The organism is Brevibacillus formosus (genome assembly GCF_003013405.1).
In the GTDB taxonomy this organism is placed as follows: domain Bacteria; phylum Bacillota; class Bacilli; order Brevibacillales; family Brevibacillaceae; genus Brevibacillus; species Brevibacillus formosus.
The window spans coordinates 222,435-243,986 of the sequence record NZ_PXZL01000003.1 but is presented as its reverse complement, the minus strand read 5'-3'; the positions used below and the strand labels follow the sequence as shown (position 1 = coordinate 243,986).

The 21,552-nt window shown below is 45.2% G+C and carries 14 protein-coding genes; 10 read left to right on the top strand and 4 right to left on the bottom strand.

The window, feature by feature from the left end:
* The first annotated feature begins 12 nt into the window (after positions 1–12).
* The 8 genes from C7R91_RS04525 to C7R91_RS29275 all read left to right on the top strand — a co-directional run bounded on the left by C7R91_RS04525 (position 13) and on the right by C7R91_RS29275 (position 7,274).
* Positions 13–828, top strand: coding sequence for a GTP pyrophosphokinase (locus tag C7R91_RS04525; RefSeq protein ID WP_047067205.1), 816 nt, complete (start codon positions 13–15; stop codon positions 826–828).
* Between the two features lie 71 nt (positions 829–899).
* Complete coding sequence (locus tag C7R91_RS04520; protein ID WP_047067203.1) at positions 900–2,120, top strand: D-alanyl-D-alanine carboxypeptidase family protein; 1,221 nt, start codon at positions 900–902, stop codon at positions 2,118–2,120.
* Between the two features lie 164 nt (positions 2,121–2,284).
* On the top strand, positions 2,285–3,160 hold the full coding sequence (locus C7R91_RS04515; RefSeq protein WP_047067202.1) for a glycosyltransferase: 876 nt from the start codon (positions 2,285–2,287) through the stop codon (positions 3,158–3,160).
* The gene (locus tag C7R91_RS04510) at positions 3,120–3,872 is read left to right on the top strand and encodes a glycosyltransferase (RefSeq protein ID WP_047067201.1); all 753 of its coding nucleotides are present in this window, start codon (positions 3,120–3,122) and stop codon (positions 3,870–3,872) included. Before C7R91_RS04515 ends, C7R91_RS04510 begins: the two co-directional genes overlap by 41 nt.
* 191 nt (positions 3,873–4,063) lie before the next feature.
* Positions 4,064–4,771, top strand: a complete 708-nt coding sequence (gene deoD / locus C7R91_RS04505; RefSeq protein WP_047067200.1) for a purine-nucleoside phosphorylase — start codon at positions 4,064–4,066, stop codon at positions 4,769–4,771.
* Between the two features lie 80 nt (positions 4,772–4,851).
* Positions 4,852–5,541: a DUF4241 domain-containing protein gene (locus C7R91_RS04500; RefSeq protein ID WP_047067198.1), complete on the top strand. Its 690-nt coding sequence runs from the start codon at positions 4,852–4,854 to the stop codon at positions 5,539–5,541.
* Positions 5,542–6,382: 841 nt separating this feature from the next.
* Entirely contained in the window at positions 6,383–6,709 is a 327-nt protein-coding gene (locus C7R91_RS29280; RefSeq protein WP_174769366.1) for a site-specific integrase, read from the top strand.
* Positions 6,669–7,274 carry a tyrosine-type recombinase/integrase gene (locus tag C7R91_RS29275; RefSeq protein ID WP_308812359.1) on the top strand — a complete coding sequence of 202 codons (606 nt, stop codon included), beginning with the start codon at positions 6,669–6,671 and terminating at the stop codon, positions 7,272–7,274. Before C7R91_RS29280 ends, C7R91_RS29275 begins: the two co-directional genes overlap by 41 nt.
* A gap of 410 nt (positions 7,275–7,684) precedes the next feature.
* Here C7R91_RS29275 and C7R91_RS29945 read toward each other — a convergent pair whose 3' ends face one another.
* Together C7R91_RS29945 and C7R91_RS29940 are read right to left on the bottom strand one after the other, a co-directional pair.
* Positions 7,685–8,077 (bottom strand): tyrosine-type recombinase/integrase, encoded by a 393-nt coding sequence (locus tag C7R91_RS29945; RefSeq protein WP_160309974.1) that lies wholly within the window; start codon positions 8,075–8,077, stop codon positions 7,685–7,687.
* Positions 8,078–8,256: 179 nt separating this feature from the next.
* A complete protein-coding gene (locus C7R91_RS29940; protein ID WP_170207331.1) occupies positions 8,257–8,493 on the bottom strand; it encodes a site-specific integrase in 237 nt (78 codons plus the stop codon).
* Positions 8,494–9,110: 617 nt separating this feature from the next.
* Here C7R91_RS29940 and loaP point away from each other — a divergent pair.
* The gene (loaP, locus tag C7R91_RS04480) at positions 9,111–9,695 is read left to right on the top strand and encodes an antiterminator LoaP (protein ID WP_047067194.1); all 585 of its coding nucleotides are present in this window, start codon (positions 9,111–9,113) and stop codon (positions 9,693–9,695) included.
* A gap of 78 nt (positions 9,696–9,773) precedes the next feature.
* Positions 9,774–10,463, top strand: coding sequence for a 4'-phosphopantetheinyl transferase family protein (locus tag C7R91_RS04475; protein WP_047067193.1), 690 nt, complete (start codon positions 9,774–9,776; stop codon positions 10,461–10,463).
* A 199-nt stretch (positions 10,464–10,662) separates the two neighbouring features.
* Here the strand turns inward: C7R91_RS04475 and C7R91_RS04470 are convergent, their stop codons facing one another.
* Both C7R91_RS04470 and C7R91_RS04465 read right to left on the bottom strand, forming a co-directional pair.
* Positions 10,663–11,238, bottom strand: coding sequence for a GNAT family N-acetyltransferase (locus tag C7R91_RS04470; protein WP_047068589.1), 576 nt, complete (start codon positions 11,236–11,238; stop codon positions 10,663–10,665).
* Between the two features lie 141 nt (positions 11,239–11,379).
* Complete coding sequence (locus C7R91_RS04465; RefSeq protein ID WP_181284540.1) at positions 11,380–21,546, bottom strand: non-ribosomal peptide synthetase; 10,167 nt, start codon at positions 21,544–21,546, stop codon at positions 11,380–11,382.
* Positions 21,547–21,552: the final 6 nt, after the last annotated feature.

Here is a 21,552-nt window from a genome sequence, read left to right as displayed (position 1 = left end):
GGAGGTGTCTTCATGAGAGTCACAAATGTGCCAAGCAAAGTGCTCAACAACATGGTTCATTTCTTAGCGCCGTATGAACAGGCAGTTGAAGAGCTTAAGTTAAAACTAAAAGGAATTAAATACGGCTTTCAAAAAAGCGGTCGTTATTCTCCTATTGAATTTGTTGTCGGACGAGTGAAAAAAGTCGACAGTTTAGTAAAGAAGGCGAACGAAAAAGGAATCGACTTTCTGGGAGATCATTGGCAAAGTGATGTCGCCAGGGAAGTCCAGGATATCGCGGGCCTTCGAGTCGTATGCCGCTATGTAGACGACGTGCGCGAGGTGCAGCAGTTGTTGCAGGAGCGGGAGGATATTGTCATTCACGATGTCAAAGACTATATAGCAGCTCCGAAGGAATCCGGCTACAGAAGTATTCACATGATCGTTTCGTATACGGTTTACCACGGCAGCGAAAAGAAAACACTTTTTTGTGAGATTCAAATCCGTACATTGGGAATGAACTTCTGGGCGACAAATGAACATGAGCTGCGCTACAAATATGCGGGCAACATTCCGTCAGACGTGTTGGAGCAGCTTCATGAAGCGTCCGTGATCACACATCAGCTCGATGTGCTGATGAACAATTTGCGTCAAGAAATTCTCACACCGGCAGAAGTAGATACGACACTGGAAGAAAAATTGGAAGAGATATTTTCTTTATACGTCAAGCAGGATTTAGATTCCGCCGCAGCCTTGTACAGAGAGCATGTCAGTGGTTTCGAAGAGGCATTTGCGGACAATCCTAAGTTTAAAATGATTCACGATTTACTGGGGATCCGGTTGAAATAACGTCTTTTGTTGTCTACAGACCAAATGTAACCTGAAAAAACGCGACAAAGTAGGAAAGGATATAGACTAACATGCGCTTTTTACTAACGAACCTACTCGTTGTGGTGATGGTTTTGTTCAACCTAGGCATGCCTTCCGCTTTTGCCGAGGAGTCATCAGGCCTGGAGCCTAACGCTCTTACTGGACAATCAGCCATTCTGATTGATGCTACAACGGGACAAGTCTTGTTTGAAAAGAACCCTCATGAGAAATTGTACCCTGCTAGTATTACGAAAATCGCAACAGGTATTTACGCGATAGAAAAAGGGAATCTGGATGACACTGTCACTGTCTCAAAAAAAGCACGCCGTGAAGAAGGTACACGCGTCTATTTGGAAGAGGGAGAACAGATTTCCCTACGCAATTTGTTGTACGGATTGCTCATGAATTCAGGTAACGATGCTGGTACAGCGATTGCTGAGCATATGAGTCAGACGACAGAGCGTTTTGCAATGGATTTGAACGCCTATTTGAAAGAAAAAGTTGGTGTCACCGAAACGAATTTTGCCAATCCACACGGACTGCATGACCCGAATCATTACACGACTGTCGCCGACATGGCCAAAATTTCGCAGTACGCGATGAAAAACCCTGTTTTCAGGGAAATTGTCGGTACGAAGCGGCTGCCTTGGCATGGACAAACGTGGGAGACAGTACTAGTGAATCATAACAAGCTCCTGCGCGAATACGAAGGGGCGACTGGCATGAAAAACGGGTTCACCGATCAGGCGATGCATACGCTGGTAGGCTCCGCCAAACGTGGAGAATTGGAGCTCATCGCTGTGACGATGAAGGCCTCAACTAGTGCAAATGCATACAAGGATGTAAAAAAGCTACTGGACTTTGGCTTTCAAGGATTTGAGACCAAACCAATCGCCAAAAAAGGTGATTCTTTTTCAGAAGTAGCTGTTCCTGGCAACAACTCAGTTGTGACTTTTACAGCCAAGGAGGATCTGTATGCAACGGTTCCCAAAGGTGTGGAGCCGTTGGTAGAGCTAAAAGCAGACGGGAGCCTGTCTGTCCAGGCTGGTAAGCTAGCTGTCTCTTATCCGTTGCTCCGTCATGATCCGCCCGCTCCAGCTCCTGCTAGTGTGTTTGGGGATTCAGAAAGTAGCAATGCACATCCACTGGCCCGTTATAGCGTGTTAATTGTCTGGTTAGGAATGAACCTTTTCTTAATCGTGTATACGATTTCCCGTGCACAGAGGAATAAACGAATTCGCGAGCGCAGTCTTCAACGGCGGTTCTACTAATACAATAATGAGAATCCAAACAGGACGTGGCACTATGCGCGTCCTGTTTTTGATGTTCCCAGTAGGTCATCTCTTGTTGAGTTGTGAGGGATAGATGCCGTGTCCAATCGTGGAAAATGAGCGTACATTAGTGTAAGAACTTATTTCTGGTGAGGGGGAGTAAGATGGACAACCGAATCTATGATCGCCCTGCCGTGTCCGTCATCATCCCAATGAGTGATAACGCCAGGAATATGAAGAAACTGCTCTCTGTTGTCAAAAGAATAGACCCACACACGGAAGTAATCGTCGTGTGCAACGGAGTGAGCTCCCAAGAAGCTATCCTGTCCGATGAATGGGGAACACAAGTCATTTCAACTAGTTTGGAAGCAGACAGCCATGAGGCAAGAGCGATCGGCTCTGCTCACGCGAGGGGAGACGTTGTACTTTTTATCGACGAACACCTCGCCATGCCTCTCTTATACTTGAAGAAATATGTCACGCTGGTCAAAAAGGGATCGGATGTCGTTCTCACGACATACTCCGACCACTGGGTATCCAAAAGAGGAAAACATTCAGCGCGCAGTGCCTATTGCCTGTTGAATTATCTTCTTGGTCAAAAAAGAATGGGATCCGCTTCCTTTGAAAATATTCCTTTTGCCTTGAGCAGAAATGCTCTGGAGGCAATTGGTTCCATGACCTTATGCAAACCGGCAGTTGCTTTGGTTCAAGCGTCAGTCTCGGGGCTTAAAATGACATCAATTGCCCCGTTTGCCGCAACGAAGCAACCAACCGGCACTCGTGATATTGTGCCAAAAGACATCCGTACGATTTATTGGGAGCATGCGAAGGCAATCCAGTTACTAACAGGTGGTACGAAACTGCGACGCGCAGAGCAGGATGGACAACGACACCGCGACTTGGTGCATTCATCGGACGTTTTGCATTTGCGCTCGGTCATTCATCTAGAATCGCGTGTTAAGGAGGGCGGTGGATGGGGTGGCAAACGCAAAGCGAAATATGCGAGATCCCACAAAAAAACGCAGAGAAGAGCACATTAATGGCAAGGAAAAATGTCAGAATGTAAATCGATTAAGTGTCATCCTCTCTGTTCACTATGAGCAGACGATCAAAAAAGTACTCAAACAAATTGAGAAGCTCCGGCCCATGGAAATCGTGCTCGTTGTAGATGGCTGCCCGGATCAATCAGCGAAAAAGATACTCACGCATTCCTCTTGTCCACTCACAGCGCTTGTGTATCCGTTTCCTCTCGGGGATGATGTATGGAGAGCAATTGGTGCCAAGGAGGCTACAGGAGATGTGTGGTTGTTTCTCGATGCGGATCACGTTGTAGCTGCAAATGACATGCAGTCCTTTGTCAGAAGTTGTTACCGAGGAGCAGACATCGCCTTGAGAAAGAGCATGACAACACTTCGACAAGCTTCAATGGAACCGGATACCATTTTGCTAGCGAAGACATTTCTCAATAACTTGGTTTCACGACATGAACTAGGAACTTCCTCGATGTACGATTTACCTTTTGCCATGACGCGACAGGCTGCCTCTGTTATCGGCGTTCAACATTTGGTCGTACCTGCCGTTGCGCACGCCATTGCTCTGCACAATCAATTGCGTGTCGTACCATCTCATTCCATTGCATCAGCAAAGCTTACGAGAAAAAGAGTGCCACAAAGAAAGAATAAACCGAGCGTTAAGCAGACGATTCTGGGAGATCACTTGGAAGCAATGGATTACGTGATGTCCCTTAAATGAATGAATGAATGAAACCGTTGACGAGGCGATGCCTTCCGTGGGTATCGCTTATTCGTTATTTTCAAAAGTCTCGTGCAAACGCGCCATCAAAAGCAGCTGGAATCATTTGATCTCTTGACTTTGCATTGTTCGGTTTTTGTAGTACGATAGGCAAGTAGGTCATTTTTTCTTGATAAAGGAGCAAACAGATTATGAGTATCCATATTGGAGCGCAGCAAGGTCAAATTGCTGAAACCATCCTGCTGCCGGGCGATCCGCTACGGGCCAAATACATTGCTGAAACATTCCTCGAAGGAGCAGAGTGCTACAACAACGTGCGTGGCATGCTCGGCTTCACAGGTACATACAAAGGTAAGCGCGTTTCTGTACAAGGAACGGGCATGGGAGTTCCTTCTATCTCGATCTACGTCAATGAGCTCATGCAATCTTATGGTGTTCAAAACCTGATCCGCGTAGGCACTTGCGGCGCGATCCAGGAAGACATCAAAGTACGTGACGTGATTATCGCCATGAGCGCATCCTCCGATTCCCAAACGAATCGTCTCCTGTTTAACCAAGTTGATTTTGCTCCTACTGCTAACTTTGATTTGCTGCACAAAGCGTATCAAGTAGCGACAGAGCGCAATCTGTCTGTCAAAGTAGGGAATATCTTTACAAGCGACAGCTTCTATCGCGAGAACTTCGATTTGTACAAAAAATTGGCTTCCTATCAAGTGCTTGCTGTTGAAATGGAATCTTCCGCGCTGTACACATTGGCTGCAAAGTACAAACGCAATGCATTGTCTATCCTTACCGTGAGTGATCACATTCTAACCGGTGAAGAAACTTCCGCTGACGAACGCCAAACGACCTTCAATGAAATGATTGAAGTGGCGCTGGACGCAGCTCTGATCAAGTAAATTAGCATGCAGACGACATCCCACTGGCAAACTATCGTCAGTGGGATTTTATGTAGAGAATGGATAAAGGGGATGAACTCATGAAACATAATTGCCCTGCCTTTTTTGAAACGGCATTTGACGAAGGGTATACGATAGAACAGGATGGCTATTTATATCGGTTGTTCCGCCAAGATATGGGCGAGCTTCAGGTGAATACAGGAAAAATCGTGGCAAATGATCCGTTTGTCATGTTTGAGACGGAACCGTTTGTGGAGGTTTTCCCAAAGGGGAGCTTCTCCGTACAGCTCGCTATCGCGCAAGTTCAATCCCTGTCAAAGGATGAGCAATCGGATGACCCTCTGGAGCCAGATGAACGGATAGCATTGGCGAGAATTGTCTTCTCAGATAAACCTGTCGTGTCTTGGAAAATGGCTGTTTGGCCGGAGTCAGATGTGTCACAGCTTGGCGAAGGTGAATTTTTTGGCTACGGTGTGGATGCGGGTACAGGCTCGTTCATGGATGCAGAAGCTTGCACGCTTTTGGAACGAGAAATGGAGAAGGACGAGATGTTCTATGAGACGTTGACAAAGAAAATGGATCAAACGTATAAACACACACGGAGCTGGGGGCTAATAGACTTAGTGGACGGCTGTAATGTTGCCATGTTTTCAACAGGGTGGGGAGACGGCAGCTACGCGAGCTATATCGGTTATGATGCTGAAGGACAGATCGCCCGTTTGGTAACAGATTTTTACTTGTTGGATTGGATGGGAAGCGCAAAAGAGTAGTAGTCGGGGGAAATGGGCAAGGGAGAGAGAAGAAAAGCTTATAGACGCCAAAGTAGAGTGCCTCCAGTGGCACTCTTTTTATTGGTTATTTTTTCTTATTTCGTTCGAGGTATTGCGCCAAGTTATTCAAAGTATTTTCGTACGATCTTTTTTTCGGTGTAGTGGTGATCGTTTTGGATTTTGGGATTACTTTGGTCATTTGGGGACCTCCGGGCGTTTTTAGTTATAGTGATCTTAATTATAATATAAATGAATTTACAATAAATGTAAATGGTGTTTTTTATTTAAAATGAATTTTTTTATTTTGATGAAACTCAAGTGACTTATGTAGATCGTTGATAAATGTCTGATTGGCCTTATTAGATGATGGATGGTTCAGACAACAATCTGTTGCTGCTTGTTAATGTCTTGCAGTTAAACTGACAAACTTACTGGAATGGTTCTGGATTACTAATTAGGTTTTTATGAGCAAGTTTGGGTGCATCTATGTATGTTATATGGCAGTGATAGATGGGAAAAAGCTATATATTTTTCAGGATCATTCAATTAGATCCATGTACGAACAAGTTTGTGGCATAGGTGAGTACCCCTCTTAGAAATTCTGCATTTCATTTTGAGTCCGATAATATATATTATGTAAACTGATAAAAAGAGCAAGTGGGACAATAACTAAAGATTCTAAGTTCCGATGATCTAGATTATCAGGAATATGTAAGTTATAGGTTCCTGATAATCGTCGGGTGCGTCCGGATAAGTTTCGGGCCCGTTCAAATAAGTTCCATGGACAGTCCATAAAGGTAGGTTGCGTCCGTATAATCAATTTTTAGGAGGACGATCCATTTTGCAGGTCAAACAAGCGATTGATGAATTTTTGAGTTACATGCAGGTTGAACGAAATGTATCCGTCAATACGATACGCAGCTACGCGTACGATTTACAAGTATTTGAGGCATTCTTACAGAAAGTTCACGGAACAACTGAGCTGCAGCACGTGTATAATTCGACGATACGGCGTTTCGTGCAAGATCAAGTGATTGAGCATCAGACACGGCCGAGGACGCTGCAAAGGCGTATTTCTTGCTTAAAATCATTTTGTCGGTTTTGTGCAAAGGAAAATTGGATCACCGTTGAGTTTATGGTGGGCATTCAAAGCACCAAAAACAGATAAAAAACTGCCAGTTTATATGAGATTAATCGAGCTGCAACAGCTTTTTCGGTTTCTGGAAGCTGACAAAAGAAAGTTCGCGCTGCGAAATCATGTGATGTTCAAACTCCTTGCAACAACCGGCATGCGTCGGCAAGAATTGGTGGATATGACGTGGGAACAATTGGACTTGGAGTGGGACACCGTTCGGATTTACGGGAAAGGTAATAAAGAGCGTGTCCTCCCGCTTCATCCGATGGTGTTACCTTTGATTCAGAAGTACCGGGAGCAGTTAGAACCTTTTCGATTGCATCCAAAGGAGCCGGTTTTTACGAATTATCTTGGTCGACAATTAGATCCACGTGGGTTGCATCGAATCTTTAAAGAAGTTCTTCAACATGCAGGTTTACCTCCTCATCGTTTTACGCTTCATCATCTTCGACACACCTTTGCGACGCTTCTGTTACGTTCACAGGATGATTCTTCTTCCAAAGTGGATATCCGAACGCTCCAGGAGCTTCTTGGCCATGAAAGTTTAGCAACTACGTCCATCTACACCCATGTAGATCTGGAACAAAAAAACAAGTGATTCAATCTTTGCGATTTGATTTTTTAAAGGAATAAACCTCCCCTCTAAAAGTCGGTATCTCAATATAGAGGAGGTTTATCATTTTTGCTTTCAGTTCATGAAATAGCAATTTTATGAACTAGATTTAATCTTATTAAAATTTTAGATTTTTTTGATCGAGCTTTAATCAAAACCGAATTTTCAGACGATTGTTTTTGTTGGCTTTTCCATAATTCCTCTTCTACATATTCTTTCCTTCACACACTGTATTCTCAATTACCTTATGGCTCTTTAGTTTGTTTTGAACCTCCCTCTCTTAACCCTCTCTTACTACAATGGTTTTGTTACCGATTAATAAAACCTGTGCTTTTGTCATGGTATGTTTGTTATGAATCCAGGACGACAATAGGGTTTTGTATCACTACTCCTCCCTACAGCTGAACCAATCCTTTTTGTAGGATCATAGCTGCAACGTCTGGATGAGTTTGGAGCAATTGTATCAATGTTTCTTTTGGAATGATCGGAGATTGCGACGTATCAGTTTCCCGCTTTGACGATTCTTTAAAGTCTGGTTTCCAAACTATCACCTCATCGCCCTTTTGGGAAAGTCCTTCTTCGAGGCGTGTTAACTCACGACGAAGGACTTGGATATGTCTTCCGTAACGTCGGATGTAAAAATGAAGGTTATCTTTTTCTGAGTGTCCAAGCAAAAATCGAATGGAGTTAAGGTCGATCCCTCTGTCGGAAAGAAGAGTACTAATTGTTGCACGAAAACCATGAGGCGTAATCTTCTCATCCCCGCTTAATTGTAAAACGGACGACAAGCGATTCGTAATACGGTTTAACGCCTTGTCAATTAACGGAAGTCCACCTAATCCTTATAACAGTTTGTCTTCTGCTTTTAATTGATGTTTATTTACTTTCAAGTTCGTAAGTGCATGATTCCGAAGGCCTGATAAAATAAGGAGCTTTATGGTTGGTCTAATATGAGCTTCGTCCTCTTCTAATTCATTTGCATATTGATATGCATGCTTGAGCTGATTAATCTCGAGAATTGGTGAAAGGATGTGATTCGCCTCTTTATGGTGGAATATGCTACATCTTCTTTATGCTGCTTTTTTATCCATTTTTGTATGAGGTGGATCTTCCCATTTAATAAACTACAATTCATACTTATTTCACAGAGGAACTCTTCAAAATGCATTACATCTTTTCGATAACTTGTAATTGTAGCTTGCATTTGTTGATGTGTTCGTAACTTACTCATCTGACCCAATTGCCGGGTGTTCTATACAAGTAACCCATTTAAGTACTGGTACCTTGTTTCTGTGTACAGCTGGGGTTTAGTAGGCTATAAAGATTACAAGATTCATAAACGAACTGTCCTTCTCATGTAAACAAGTCCTTCACGTTTTTTGTTTCCGAATACAATACTTCGTATACAAGCTCATGGTAACGTAGCAGAGCCCACCATTACGAAAGTGCTGAACAATTTGGGCAGGCATGGAATTTACTAGCAGGACAGCTTTTCCTTTATAATTCGACAGCAATTGAACCTTAACTGAAATGCGAGAATGAACTTGACGATAAGCGAGTGTGGGGGTTACCATGGTGGTGGTAATAAATATAAAAAATGATAATTTTTTTAATTAATGTGTATTACAATCAAATAAGCCTATTATCTTTTTAAGTTAAAGGACTTGAAAAAGTTCCGTTCAAGGGATTCAGAGTAGAGGGTCTCAATAATTGTTACACGACAACGTTTTACATGACTCAAGTACTGTTGAGCATTTAATTCTAGGGCTACTGTTACTACCAATTATCTGAGAAACATCTCGAAAAGGAGTCATTTCCTCTATGAACTGGTATGTTCTCTTTGTTAAATCGGGTAATGAGCATTCTGTAAAAGATTGGCTGAATAAATCCTTTGATAAAGAAACTTTGTACTCAATCGCTCCAAAACGAATCGTCCCTGAGAAAAAAAACGGTGAACTTCTGCGCGTCGAGAAGAATTTGTTCCCTGGATATATTTTTGTAAAAACAGAAATGAATTTTTCAACATACTACTCCATTAAACGGCATTCAAAAATCATCCGCATACTAAACTATCTAAATAAAATCGACCTAACATACGATAGTACCCTTTTCCCCCAAAACTGTCATGGGAATCAAAAATATGAAGAAGCGCATTATTTTAAAAAGATTCCCGAAGAAGAAATGTCGATTATTCTTAAACTTCTGAATAATGATGAGCAGATCGATTTTTCCCAAGTATACACGCAAGACTTTAAAGTTTATGTAGAATCAGGCCCATTAAAAGGAATGGAAGGTATTATTAAAAAAATCGATAAGCACAGGAGAAGGGTAAAAGTGCTTGTTTCCCTTATGGGAGATGAGCGAATCATCGACCTTGGTATTGAATTTATTGAGCCTAGTGTGTAATTCATTTAGCCATCATAGGTAAATGCTAAATGTTCAAATCCCCTGAATGCATTACAACTGTACTGGAGGTTGAACATTATGCAAATATACGCTGTCCCTATATCTACATTACCAGATGCGTACATTTCACACCTCTTAACCTTTGTTACTGAAGAAAAGAAACAAAGACTATCCAAGTTCCTCCACCGTGAAGATCTGATCAGAGGCCTATTGGGCGACCTCCTTATTAGAAAAATCGTTTCTGAAAAATTTGCTATTCCTCCGAAAACTATCTTATTTAGCAAGAACACATTTGGAAAACCGTACCTTTACATGCCGTTGAACCTACTTCATTTTAATATCTCACACTCGGGCAAATGGATAGTCTGCATAATAGACGAGCACCCTGTGGGTATTGATATAGAAAGAATACATACGGTTGATCTACAGATTGCAAAACAGTTTTTTGCACAAGAAGAATATGAGTTTATTGAGAATGAACAGGATGCTCTGCAAAGACACTCTCGCTTTTTTAAAGTCTGGACGGCCAAGGAGAGTTATGTCAAAGCAATCGGCCATGGATTTTCGATTCCACTAAATAGCTTTTCAACTGTTCGAGGAGGTGGAGTTGAGGGATTACGTGTATATGATCATTGTAATTGGTATTTTAAGATATTCTTTCTCGATGACCAATATACTCTTACTGCTTGCGCGCAGAACGACAAGTTTTGTGAAACGGTTGAGATCATTGCCTTGAATACATTTGTTCAGTTTTTTCTTAATGATTGAGGGTGACCAACACTCTTGTTATTTAATTTGTGAAAACTCTCCCCCGTATTATCAAGTTTTTTTTGAAAAAAAAGAAGGCTTCATCCTCAAATCCGGTTCGGGGATGAAACCTTCTTTTTTAATTTAAAGTGCTATCCTATCAGTTCCACTTTTCTCTCATTTATGATTTTAGCACTCCTCTTCACGATCCACTATCTTACTATTTCTCTCTTTGGAAATCTTCTTTTAACAAGCTATATATCTCTAAATCTACAACTCCTTTACCGGACCAGGATGCTGCTTGTCTTAGCGTTCCCTCCTTGATGAAACCATTCTTGAGCAATACCCTTTTGGATACTTCATTCGGAGGCATTACATCTGCTTGAATTCTGCTCACTTTGGCATCTTCAATCAAGAAGCGTACGACCATGTTGACCGCCTCTGAGGCAATTCCTTTTCCCCAGTGTCTTTCGGCCAAAAAGTAGCCGATTGTTACTTTGTTTATTCTTTGATTAAACTCGAAAGCCTCGATAATACCAACTAATGTATTGCTCTGGTTATCAGGAAAAATCCCCCATTTCAACCTTGTTTTTTTATGATAATCCCTTTTAAAATGCCTGATCATGGTCATTACGCTGTCCTTTTTGTGCTTTGGAATAATACCGCAATACTCAAATACTTTATCATTGCTGTATATCTCAAACACTTCTTCTAAATGATGATCTTCAATCGGGCCAAGTGTTAATTTGTCCGATTTCAATACTGGAAACTCCTTGAACAAAACGTTGCTATCCATCATTCAATCTCTCTCCTGTTCGAGTTCTCTTCTATTAAACGCGACAGTCTGCAACCACGTGTTCGGGGGTGCTTCCTATATTTACTTCAGGGTGGATGTAAAAAATCCCGCCAATGTAGAAGGCGGGACTATGTCCGGAAGCTAGGGTTGTACTCGTTGGCTGGTCATGATCTTTTTTAGACAAATACCCGTATCATGAACAATTTGCTGAACCAATTCAATAAATTGAGTAATGAACTCGTTAGCCGATTCATCTGGGAGATACGCATCTCGGTATGTCATTTCCAGGTACAGGGTCCGCTGATCTTCTTGTACGACAACAAAGTGGATATCGAATTTGCTTGGAGCGCAATCATATTCGACAGGGAGCATCTCCAAACCCGCAATTTTCTCTACTTCGTCCTTTTGTGCAAATTGGAACATGACATTGAACAAAGGGTTTGTGCTGATCTCACGCGGGACGTTCAGTTTGTCCACCAGATGATCAAAAGGATAATCTTGATTTTCATATGCTTCTAGCAGTCGCTCTTTCACCTGATTCAAATACTCCAGAAAGTTCAGGCTGCGTTGTAGCGAGTTGCGAATAGCCAACGTATTGACAAACATTCCTACGATATTCTCCAGTCCATCGTGATGTCTTCCCGAAATTGGAGTACCAACCACAATATCTTCCTGGTCAGACAGTTTGGACAACAGAATAGTAAAGGTGGTCATCAACACCATAAAAAGGGTCGTCTCTGTTGACTGAGCAAGGTTCTGCAAGGCCACAGTTGTGTTTTCCTCTAGGGAAAAATAGATCGTACGGGTATTGGCATCTGCTGCCAAGGAAGCTTGGCGACTGACTGGCATTTGTATCGGGTGAACAGGCTCTTTGAATATCTCTAGCCAGTATTTCTCCTGCTTTTGCCATTCTCTCGTATTCATGAGCTGATTTTCCCAGACAGCGTAGTCCTTATATTGAAGCTTGGGGGTGTCCATCTGTCTTTTTTCGTAAAGGGCTACTAAGTCTTTTAGTATAATCCCTATTGACATACCATCTGTTATGCTATGGTGCATGTCAATGATGAGGATGCACTCTTCTTTATCTATCAGGTTGATTAGCGCTGATCGAAACAGCGGTGGTCTATCCAGGCGAAACGGCCTGACAAAATCTTGAATCATTTCTGTCGCTTCTGCCTCGGTGAGTTCATATACGAAAGAGGTAAATGAAACGTCAGAATGCACCTTTTGGAGCAACGCACCGGTTTCCACATCCAATTGAAAGGATGTCCGAAGTGATTCATGTCGCTGGACAAGTTCCTTCATGGCCTCCCCAACACGCTGAATGTCCAGTCTCCCTTTCATTCTGCGTATGACTGGAACGTTGTAAGTTGTTCCGCTCCCTAGCAGTTTATTGATCATAAACAGCCGCTTTTGTGCTGAGGATGCTGGGTAGTAAGGACGCTCGGCAACTGCTTCCAGTGAAGGCAATGGATTCAAAGAGCAATTTTCGATCTGTTTAGCTAGTTCTCGAATGGTAGGATTACGAATCAACAGATTAAGATTGGATTTAACGCCAAAAGCCTTATTTATTTTGCCGATTACATCAAGCGCTTTGAAGGTTTGGTCTGTTAACTGAAAGAAATGATCATGAACGCTTACCTTGCGGATTCCAAGTGTTTCCTGCCACAGAGCTGCTAATTGTTGCTCTGTTTCTCCCCTCGGTTCGTCCTCCTCAGTCAGAACTATGTTATCGGGCCACAATGGCAACGCTTTGCGGTCAATTTTACCGTTCGGAGTCAGCGGTAGTGACTCTAGCAATATGAGATATTGCGGGACCATATAGCTTGGAAGCTCGTCTTGCAGGTAATGATAGAGCTGGTCGGTTGTCAAAGAGCTGACCGGAACTACATATGCGCGGAGTATCGCGTCCCCGTCCACATCCTGTACAGCCGTAACCACTGCTTCCTTTACTTGAGGATGATCGATTAGCTTCTTCTCGATCTCTTCAATTTCAATGCGGAATCCACGGATTTTAACTTGGTGATCTACCCTTCCTATGAATACCACGTTGCCATCTGGTATCCGCTTGACTATGTCTCCTGTCTTGTACACAACTCTCTCTGGCAACTCGTTGCTCTGTACAAAGCGTTCTTCCGTTAACTTGGGAGCATTGTAATAGCCAAGGCCGACCCCCACGCCCCCGATACACAACTCACCTTCCATACCTTCCGGGACAATCTTCATCGCTTTGTCCACCACATACAATCGGACGTTATCAATTGGCTTGCCGATCGGCAGCTCGACTTCGCCTTGCCAGTCTTCGCTGCGCATGCGGTAATAGGAAGCGATGTCAGTACATTCAGTCGGGCCGTAGGTATTGACGATCTCCGCCTGGCAGTTCTCGCTGCGCACCCATGGACCCAGCTTGGTCATGTGGATCGGCTCGCCGCCCAAAAATACCCATCGAAGGCTTTTCAGCTTTTGGTAGCCGTCGTCTGCATTCTCCTCGAGCAACGGGTAAAACGCGCTAGGTGTGCAGTTGATTACGGTAATGCCTTCACGTTCAATGGTAGCCGACATCTGTTCGTAGTCATACAAACCCGGTTCGAAAAGGATTAAGCGTCCACCAGTAATCAACGGCGCATATAGATTTTTTTGCGCCAAATCAAAGCTGGCTGAAGCAATGAGCAGGACCCGTTCGTTCTCGGTAAACCTAAACTCCCTTGTGTACCAGTGAAGTAAATTGACAAAGGCATGAGACCGGATCATAGCACCTTTGGGATTTCCTGTTGAACCAGAGGTATAAAGTACGTACATCAATCGCTCAGGATTATAGGGAAGAAGCAGGTTTTCACTTGGAAACTCAGCCACTAGAAGGTCTTCCACCGCAACAACATCTGCATCCGTGTCGGCAATACGGTCTTGAAATGCACGCTGGACGAGCAACAACTTCGCACTCGAATTGCGTAGCAAGTAACGAAGACGCCCCGCTGGATAGCCGGGGTCAACTGGGGTATAGGCAGCTCCGGCTTTTAGCACTCCAAGTAGGCCTGTAATGAGTGCCAGCGAACGCTCGGCCATAACGACAACAACGTCTCCTTCTCCGATTCCCCTGTGATGCAGGGCATGAGCGATACGGTTGGAGGCCGCATGCAATTGATGGTAAGTGAGGAGCTGTTCACCGAACACGACAGCGATCTCCTCGGGGCGTTGTTCAACCTGTTTCTCCAGCATGTGTGCAATGCTTAGCTCAGAAGGAAATTCGGTGGTGGTCTGATTCAAGCCATAGACAAGGCGCTCTCGTTCATCTGCTGACAGCATGTCCATTTCTTCCACACGCTGGTCGACATTACGGACCAGTTGTTCTAGCAGATTGAGGTAATGGTGCAGCAACCTCTCCATCGTGTTTTTGGCAAACAGCTTGACGCAATATTCCAGATTCAACTGGATGCCTTCGTCTTCTCTCTCGATCGCTTCCAGCATGAGGTCAAACTGAGATACATGGGCGTTGATCGGATGAGTTACCATCCTTACCCCTTCCATGCACGGAAGGTAACTCTCCATGTTTTGTAGGACGAACATGGTATCAAACAACGGATTGCGGCTTAAATCCCGGGAGAACTCTAGTTTCTCGACCAGCTTCTCAAACGGCCATTCCTGATGTTCATAGGCTTTCAGACAACACTCTCGTACTTCTGTAAGAAAGGCACGGAGTGACTTGTCTGGGTGCGGGAAGCTTCGCAGGGCCAGTGTGTTGACGAACATTCCCACGGTATTTTCAAATTCATCCTGTTGCCTTCCCCCGATTGGTGATCCGACAATGATATCGGTTTGTCCTGTATACTTGTGCAACAACACTTGATACGCAGCAAGCAAAACCATATACAGGGTGGATCCTGTTTCTTCGGCTACCTGTCCCAGCTTTTTGGCCAGTGAGGCGTCCACGTGGATGCTTACCTTGTCGCCCTCGAAGTTTTGTAACGGTGGCCGCGGGTAATCCAACGGCAGATTCAATACCGGTAGCTCCCCTTGCAACAAGTCTAGCCAATACTGCTCCTGTTCTTGCAAGGTCTCCCGCCTTTTGTTTTGCCAACTCGCATAATCCTTGTACTGCATCGGCAATGATTCCAGTACTTCTCCTTCATAAAGGGCGGAAAATTCTTTCAATAAAATCTGAATAGAAATACCGTCTGCAATAATGTGGTGCATGTCCAGTAAAAACAGATGTTCGTTTGTGCCGAGCCGGATGACTTTCACTCGGAACAACGGACCTACACTCAGATCGAATGGACGCACGAACTGCCTGATTAGTTGGTCAGGCACCCCACCGATCACTTCCTCATAGGTGAAGAAGCCTTTCACTTCTTTTAGCACTTTTTGAAAAACCGTATCGCCAATCATCTCAAAGCATGTGCGAAGCGATTCATGCCGACGGCTTAACGAGGTAAATGCTTCGTGACAGCGGTCAGCGTCCAATGGGCCATATACGTGAGCCGCCCATGGCACGTTGTAGGCAGTGCCCACGTCTTCGAACTGTTCCAAAACATAGAGCCTTTCTTGCTCTGAGGAAAGCCGATGATATTCTTGCCCTCCTGCTGTAGGAATGGATACGATGCTTGTCTTGGGTGTTTGTCGAATGACCTCGGCAAGCTGCTGAACAGTCGGCGATCGAAATAAAGTTTGAATCGGGATGGACACACCAAATGTCTTTTTGATTCGAGAGAGGAGAGCAATGGCTTTTAAGGAGTGTCCTCCCAAACGAAAGAAACTGTCTTGGAGGCTAACCTTGCTAATGCCAAGAACATCCTCCCACAGTGTCGCCAATCGTTGCTCTGTCTCACCGCTGGGATCGTTTTCCTCCGTTCGCTCGATTTGCTGAGCAGGCAAGGGCAGCGCTTTGCGGTCGATTTTGCCGTTCGGAGTCAGTGGCAATGCCTCGAGGATCATTACCAGCTGCGGGACCATATATGCTGGTAGTTCCATCTGGAGGTAATTGCAGATTTGGTCGGTGGTCAGGTTAGTGATCGGCACTACATATGCACAGAGCGTCGTGTCTCCGCTTGCATCTTGTACAGCCGTAACCACTGCCTCTTTCACATGGTGGTGATCCAGGAGTTTCTTTTCGATTTCTTCAATCTCAATGCGGTATCCACGTATTTTGACTTGGTGGTCTACCCTTCCTATGAACACTATGTTGCCATCTGGTAATCGCTTGACTATGTCCCCCGTTTTGTACACGACTCTCTCGGGCAACTCGTTGCTCTGTACAAATCGTTCCTCCGTCAACTCGGGAGCATTGTAGTAGCCAAGGCCGACCCCCATACCTCCGATGCACAACTCACCTTCCATACCTTCTGGCACGATTTTCATCTCTTTATCCACCACATACAACCGGGCGTTGTTAATTGGCTTGCCGATTGGCAGCTCGACTTGACCCTGCCAGTTTTCGTTGCGCATGCGGTAATACGAAGCGATGTCGGTACATTCGGTCGGGCCGTAGGTATTGACGATTTCCGCCTGGCAGTGCGGGCTGCGCAGCCATGGACCCAGATGGGACATATGGATCGGCTCGCCGCCCAAAAATACCCAGCGGAGGCTTTTTAGCTTTTGGTAGTCGTCGTCAACATTCTCCTCGAGCAATGGATAAAACGCGCTAGGCGTGCAGTTGATCACGGTAATGCCCTCACGTTCAATAGTGCTGGACATTCGTTCGTAATCATACAGACCCGGTTCAAAAAGAATCAGGCGTCCTCCTGTGATCAACGGCGCGTATAAATTTTTTTGCGCCAGATCAAAGCTGGCTGACGCAATGAGCAGAACCCGTTCGTTTTCGGTAAATGTAAATTCTTGGGTGTACCAGTGAAGCAAATTGACAAATGCATGCGAACGGATCATGGCTCCCTTCGGATTTCCTGTTGATCCAGAGGTATAAAGTACGTACATCATTCGCTCAGGATTATAGGGAAGAAGCAGGTTTTCGCTTGGAAACTCAGCCGCTAGCATGTCTTCCACCGCAACAATATCTGCATCTGTGTCGGTAATACGGTCTTGAAACGCACGCTGGACGAGCATAAGCTTTGCGCTCGAATTGCGTAGCAAGTAACGAAGACGCTCCGTTGGATAGCCAGGGTCAACTGGGGTATAGGCAGCCCCGGCTTTCAGCACCCCGAGCAAACTTGTAATCAGTTCCAGGGAACGCTCGGCCATAACAACAACAACGTCTCCCTCTCCGATTCCCCTGTGATGAAGGGCATGAGCGATACGGTTGGAGGCTGCATTCAGTTGACGGTATGTGAGGCGTTGTTCACCTAACACGACAGCGATCTCCTCGGGGCGTTGCTCGGCCTGTTTCTCCAGCATGTGTGTAATGCTTAACTCAGAAGGAAATTCGGTGGTGGTCTGATTCAAGCCATAGACAAGGCGCTCTCGTTCATCTGCTGACAGCATGTCCATATCTTCCAGACGTTGGTCGACATTATGGACTAGTTGCTCCAACAGATTGAGGTAATGGCGCAGCAACCTCTCCATCGTATTTTTGGCAAACAGCTTGACGCAGAACTCCAGATTCAAATGAATGGTGTCATTTCCTCTTTCGATTGCCTCCAGCATGAGGTCAAACTGAGAGACATGAACGTTGATCGGATGAGTTACCATCTTTACCCCTTCCATACTCGGAAGGTAGCTCTCCATGTTTTGCAGCACGAACATGGTATCAAACAACGGATTGCGGCTTAAATCTCGAGAGAACTGTAATTTCTCCACCAGCTTCTCAAACGGCCATTCCTGATGTTCATAGGCTTTCAGACAACACTCTCGTACTTCTGTAAGAAAGGCACGGAATGACTTGGCTGGGTGCGGGAAGTTCCGCAGAGCCAGTGTGTTGACGAACATTCCCACTATATTTTCAAATACAGCCTGTTGCCTTCCTCCGATTGGTGAGCCTACGATGATATCGGTTTGTCCCGTATACTTGTGTAACAACACTTGATACGACGCGAGCAAAACCATATACAGGGTGGTTCCCGTTTCCTCCGCTACCTGTCTTAGCTTTTTCACAAGTGGAGCGTCCAGGCGGGCGCTCACTTTGTCGCCCTCGAAGCTTTGTAACGGTGGCCGTGGGTGATCTAGGGGGAGATTCAGTACGGGTAGCTCCCCTTGTAGCAAATCGAGCCAATACTGCTCCTGTTCTTGCAAGGTCTCCCGCCTTTTGTTTTGCCAACTCGCATAATCCTTGTACTGCATCGGCAATGATTCCAGTACTTCTCCTTCATAAAGGGCGGAAAATTCTTTCAATAAAATCTGAATAGAAATACCGTCTGCAATAATGTGATGCATGTCCAGTAGAAACAGATGTTCGTTTGTGCCGAGCCGGATGAGTTTTACTCGGAACAACGGACCTATACTCAGATCGAATGGACGCAGGAACTGCCTGATTAGTTGGTCAGGCACCCCACCGATCACTTCTTCATAGGTGAAGAAGCCTTTCACTTCTTTCAGCACTTTTTGAAAAACCGTATCGCCAATCATCTCAAAGCATGTGCGAAGCGATTCATGGCGACGGCTTAACGAGGTAAATGCTTTGTGACAGCGGTCAACGTCCAATGGGCCATATACATGAGCCGCCCATGGCACGTTGTAGGCAGTGCCCACGTCTTCGAACTGTTCCAAAACATAGAGCCTCTCTTGCTCCGAGGAAAGCCGATGATATTCTTGGCTCTCAGCAGTAGGAATCGATACGACGTTAGTCTTAGGAGATCGCCGGATGACCTCGGCAAGCTGCTGAACAGTCGGCGATCGAAATAAAGTTTGAATCGGGATGGACACACCAAATGTCTTTTTGATTCGAGAGAGGAGAGCAATCGCTTTTAACGAGTGCCCTCCCAAACGAAAGAAGCTGTCTTGGATGCCTATCTTGCGGATCCCAAGCACTTCCTGCCATAGGGCGACCAATCGTTGCTCTATCTCATCGTTGAGATCAGGTTCCTCTGTTGGCCTCATTTTCTCGGGTGGCAAGGGCAGCGCTTTGCGGTCGATTTTTCCGTTCGGAGTCAGCGGTAATGACTCTAGGAATATGAAAAACTGTGGGACCATATACGCTGGCAGTTCCATCTGCAGGTAATCGCGGATTTGGTCGATGGTCAAGCTAACGCCCGGCACTACATATGCCCGGAGTGATGTGTCTCCATCTGCATCTTGTACAGCAGTGATTATTGCTTCCTTCACATGTGGATGGTCGAGGAGCTTTTTCTCAATCTCTTCAATTTCTATACGGAATCCACGGATTTTGACTTGGTGGTCCACCCTTCCAATGAACGCAACGTTGCCATCTGGTAACCGCTTGACTACGTCCCCTGTCTTGTACACGACTTTCTCGGGCAACTCTTCGCTCTGTACAAATCGTTCTTGGGTCAACTCGGGAGCATTGTAATAGCCAATGCCGACTCCGACGCCTCCGATGCACAACTCACCTTCCATACCTTCCGGGACAATCTTCATCTCTTTGTCCACTACATACAGCCGGACATTGTCAATTGGCTTGCCGATCGGCAGTTCGGTTTCGCCCTGCCAGTCTTCGCTGCGCATACGGTAATAGGAGGCAATATCAGTACATTCAGTCGGGCCGTAGGTATTGACGATCTCTGCCTGGCAGTTCTCGCTTCGCAGCCATGGACCCAGCTTGGTCATGTGGATCGGTTCTCCGCCCAAAAATATCCACCGCAAGCTTTTCAGTTTTTTGTAGTCGTCGTCTGCATTCTCCTCGAGCAACGGGTAAAACGCGCTAGGTGTGCAGTTGATCACGGTAATGTCCTCGCGCTCAATGGTCGCCGACATCTGCTCGTAATCATACAAACCCGGTTCAAAAAGGATTAAGCGTCCGCCAGTAACCAACGGCGCGTATAGATTTTTTTGCGCTAGATCAAAGCTGGCTGAAGCAATAAGCAGAACCCGATCGTTTTCGGTAAACGTAAACTCTTGGGTATACCAATGGAGCAAATTAACAAAGGCATGCGATCGGATCATGGCTCCCTTCGGATTTCCTGTTGATCCAGAGGTATAAAGCACGTACATCAATTGTTCAGGATGATAGGGAAGTGGCAGGTTTTCGCTAGGCAACTCAGCCGCTAGCAAGTCTTCCACCGCAACAATATCTGCATCCGTGTCGGCAATACGGTCTTGAAACGTACGCTGGACGAGTAGCAACTTCGCACTCGAATTGCGTAGCAAGTAACGAAGACGCTCCGCTGGATAGCCGGGGTCAACCGGGGTATAGGCAGCTCCGGCTTTTAGGACTCCAAGTAGGCCTGTAATGAGTTCCAGCGAACGCTCAGCCATAACGACAACAACGTCTCCTTCTCCGATTCCCCTGTGATGCAGGGCATGAGCGATACGGTTGGAAGACGCATGCAGTTGACGGTAAGTGAGGCGTTGTGCACCGAACACGACAGCGATCTCCTCGGGACGCTGTTCAACTTGTTTCTCCAGCATGTACGAGATGCTGTGATCAAATGGATATTCAGTGCTGGTCTGATTCAAGCCATAGACCAGGTGCTCTCGTTCATCTGCTGAGAGCATATCCATATCTGCGATACATTGGTCGGCATCACGGACCAGTTGCTCCAGCAGATTGACATAATGGCAAAGCAATTTTTTCATTGTGCTTTTGAAAAAGAGGTTTGTATCGTATTGAACCTTGACAAATATGCCCTCTTTTTCAGTATCGATTTCTAACGAAAAGTCATACTTCTTCCATTCAATCTCTTCATTTTTCTTTTTGAAGAGAACATCAAAGAGCGGATTTCTGCTCGGATCTTGGTCCAAATCGAGTGCTTTCACCAGTTCTTCGTATGAGAAGCGTTTCGGAGCAAGAGCCTGCAGGCACTTTTGCTCGATGATGGCTACATACTCGCGCCAAGTGATATCCTGATCCACGTGGCCAGCGATTACAGAAGTGCAAGATGCTTGGCTTCCACCAGATTGTTGAAACGAATCAGACGTCCACCCTACGAAGATTTGGTCTTGGCCAGAATATTTGGAGAGCAGTAGTATGAAAGCAGCCAAAAGCATGATTTCCATGGATACGGCTTCTTTCTCTTCAATAAGCTCCAGCTTTCTCTTTAACTCGAGGCTTGTCTTTCGTGCGACATAACCTTTCTCCATGCTTTTAACGGCTGGGCGAACACAATCTAATGGCATGTTTAATGTTTGTTCACGGTTTGCCAAAATGTGTCTCCAATAATCATCCACTTGCCAATCACACAGCCTCTGTTCGACGTCTCCAGGTAGTTGGCCGTTCCTATTGGCAGTTCCAGCAAGCTTCTGAATCATTGAGTT

Bases quoted from the DNA above. Each gene is read 5' to 3' on its own strand.
- C7R91_RS04465 (WP_181284540.1), bottom strand. From the start codon at position 21,546: ATGATTCAGAAGCTTGCTGGAACTGCCAATAGGAACGGCCAACTACCT.
- C7R91_RS04515 (WP_047067202.1), top strand. From the start codon at position 2,285: ATGGACAACCGAATCTATGATCGCCCTGCCGTGTCCGTCATCATCCCA.
- C7R91_RS04470 (WP_047068589.1), bottom strand. From the start codon at position 11,238: ATGGATAGCAACGTTTTGTTCAAGGAGTTTCCAGTATTGAAATCGGAC.
- C7R91_RS04500 (WP_047067198.1), top strand. From the start codon at position 4,852: ATGAAACATAATTGCCCTGCCTTTTTTGAAACGGCATTTGACGAAGGG.
- deoD (WP_047067200.1), top strand. From the start codon at position 4,064: ATGAGTATCCATATTGGAGCGCAGCAAGGTCAAATTGCTGAAACCATC.
- C7R91_RS04475 (WP_047067193.1), top strand. From the start codon at position 9,774: ATGCAAATATACGCTGTCCCTATATCTACATTACCAGATGCGTACATT.
- C7R91_RS29940 (WP_170207331.1), bottom strand. From the start codon at position 8,493: ATGCAAGCTACAATTACAAGTTATCGAAAAGATGTAATGCATTTTGAA.
- loaP (WP_047067194.1), top strand. From the start codon at position 9,111: ATGAACTGGTATGTTCTCTTTGTTAAATCGGGTAATGAGCATTCTGTA.
- C7R91_RS04510 (WP_047067201.1), top strand. From the start codon at position 3,120: ATGCGAGATCCCACAAAAAAACGCAGAGAAGAGCACATTAATGGCAAG.
- C7R91_RS04525 (WP_047067205.1), top strand. From the start codon at position 13: ATGAGAGTCACAAATGTGCCAAGCAAAGTGCTCAACAACATGGTTCAT.
- C7R91_RS04520 (WP_047067203.1), top strand. From the start codon at position 900: ATGCGCTTTTTACTAACGAACCTACTCGTTGTGGTGATGGTTTTGTTC.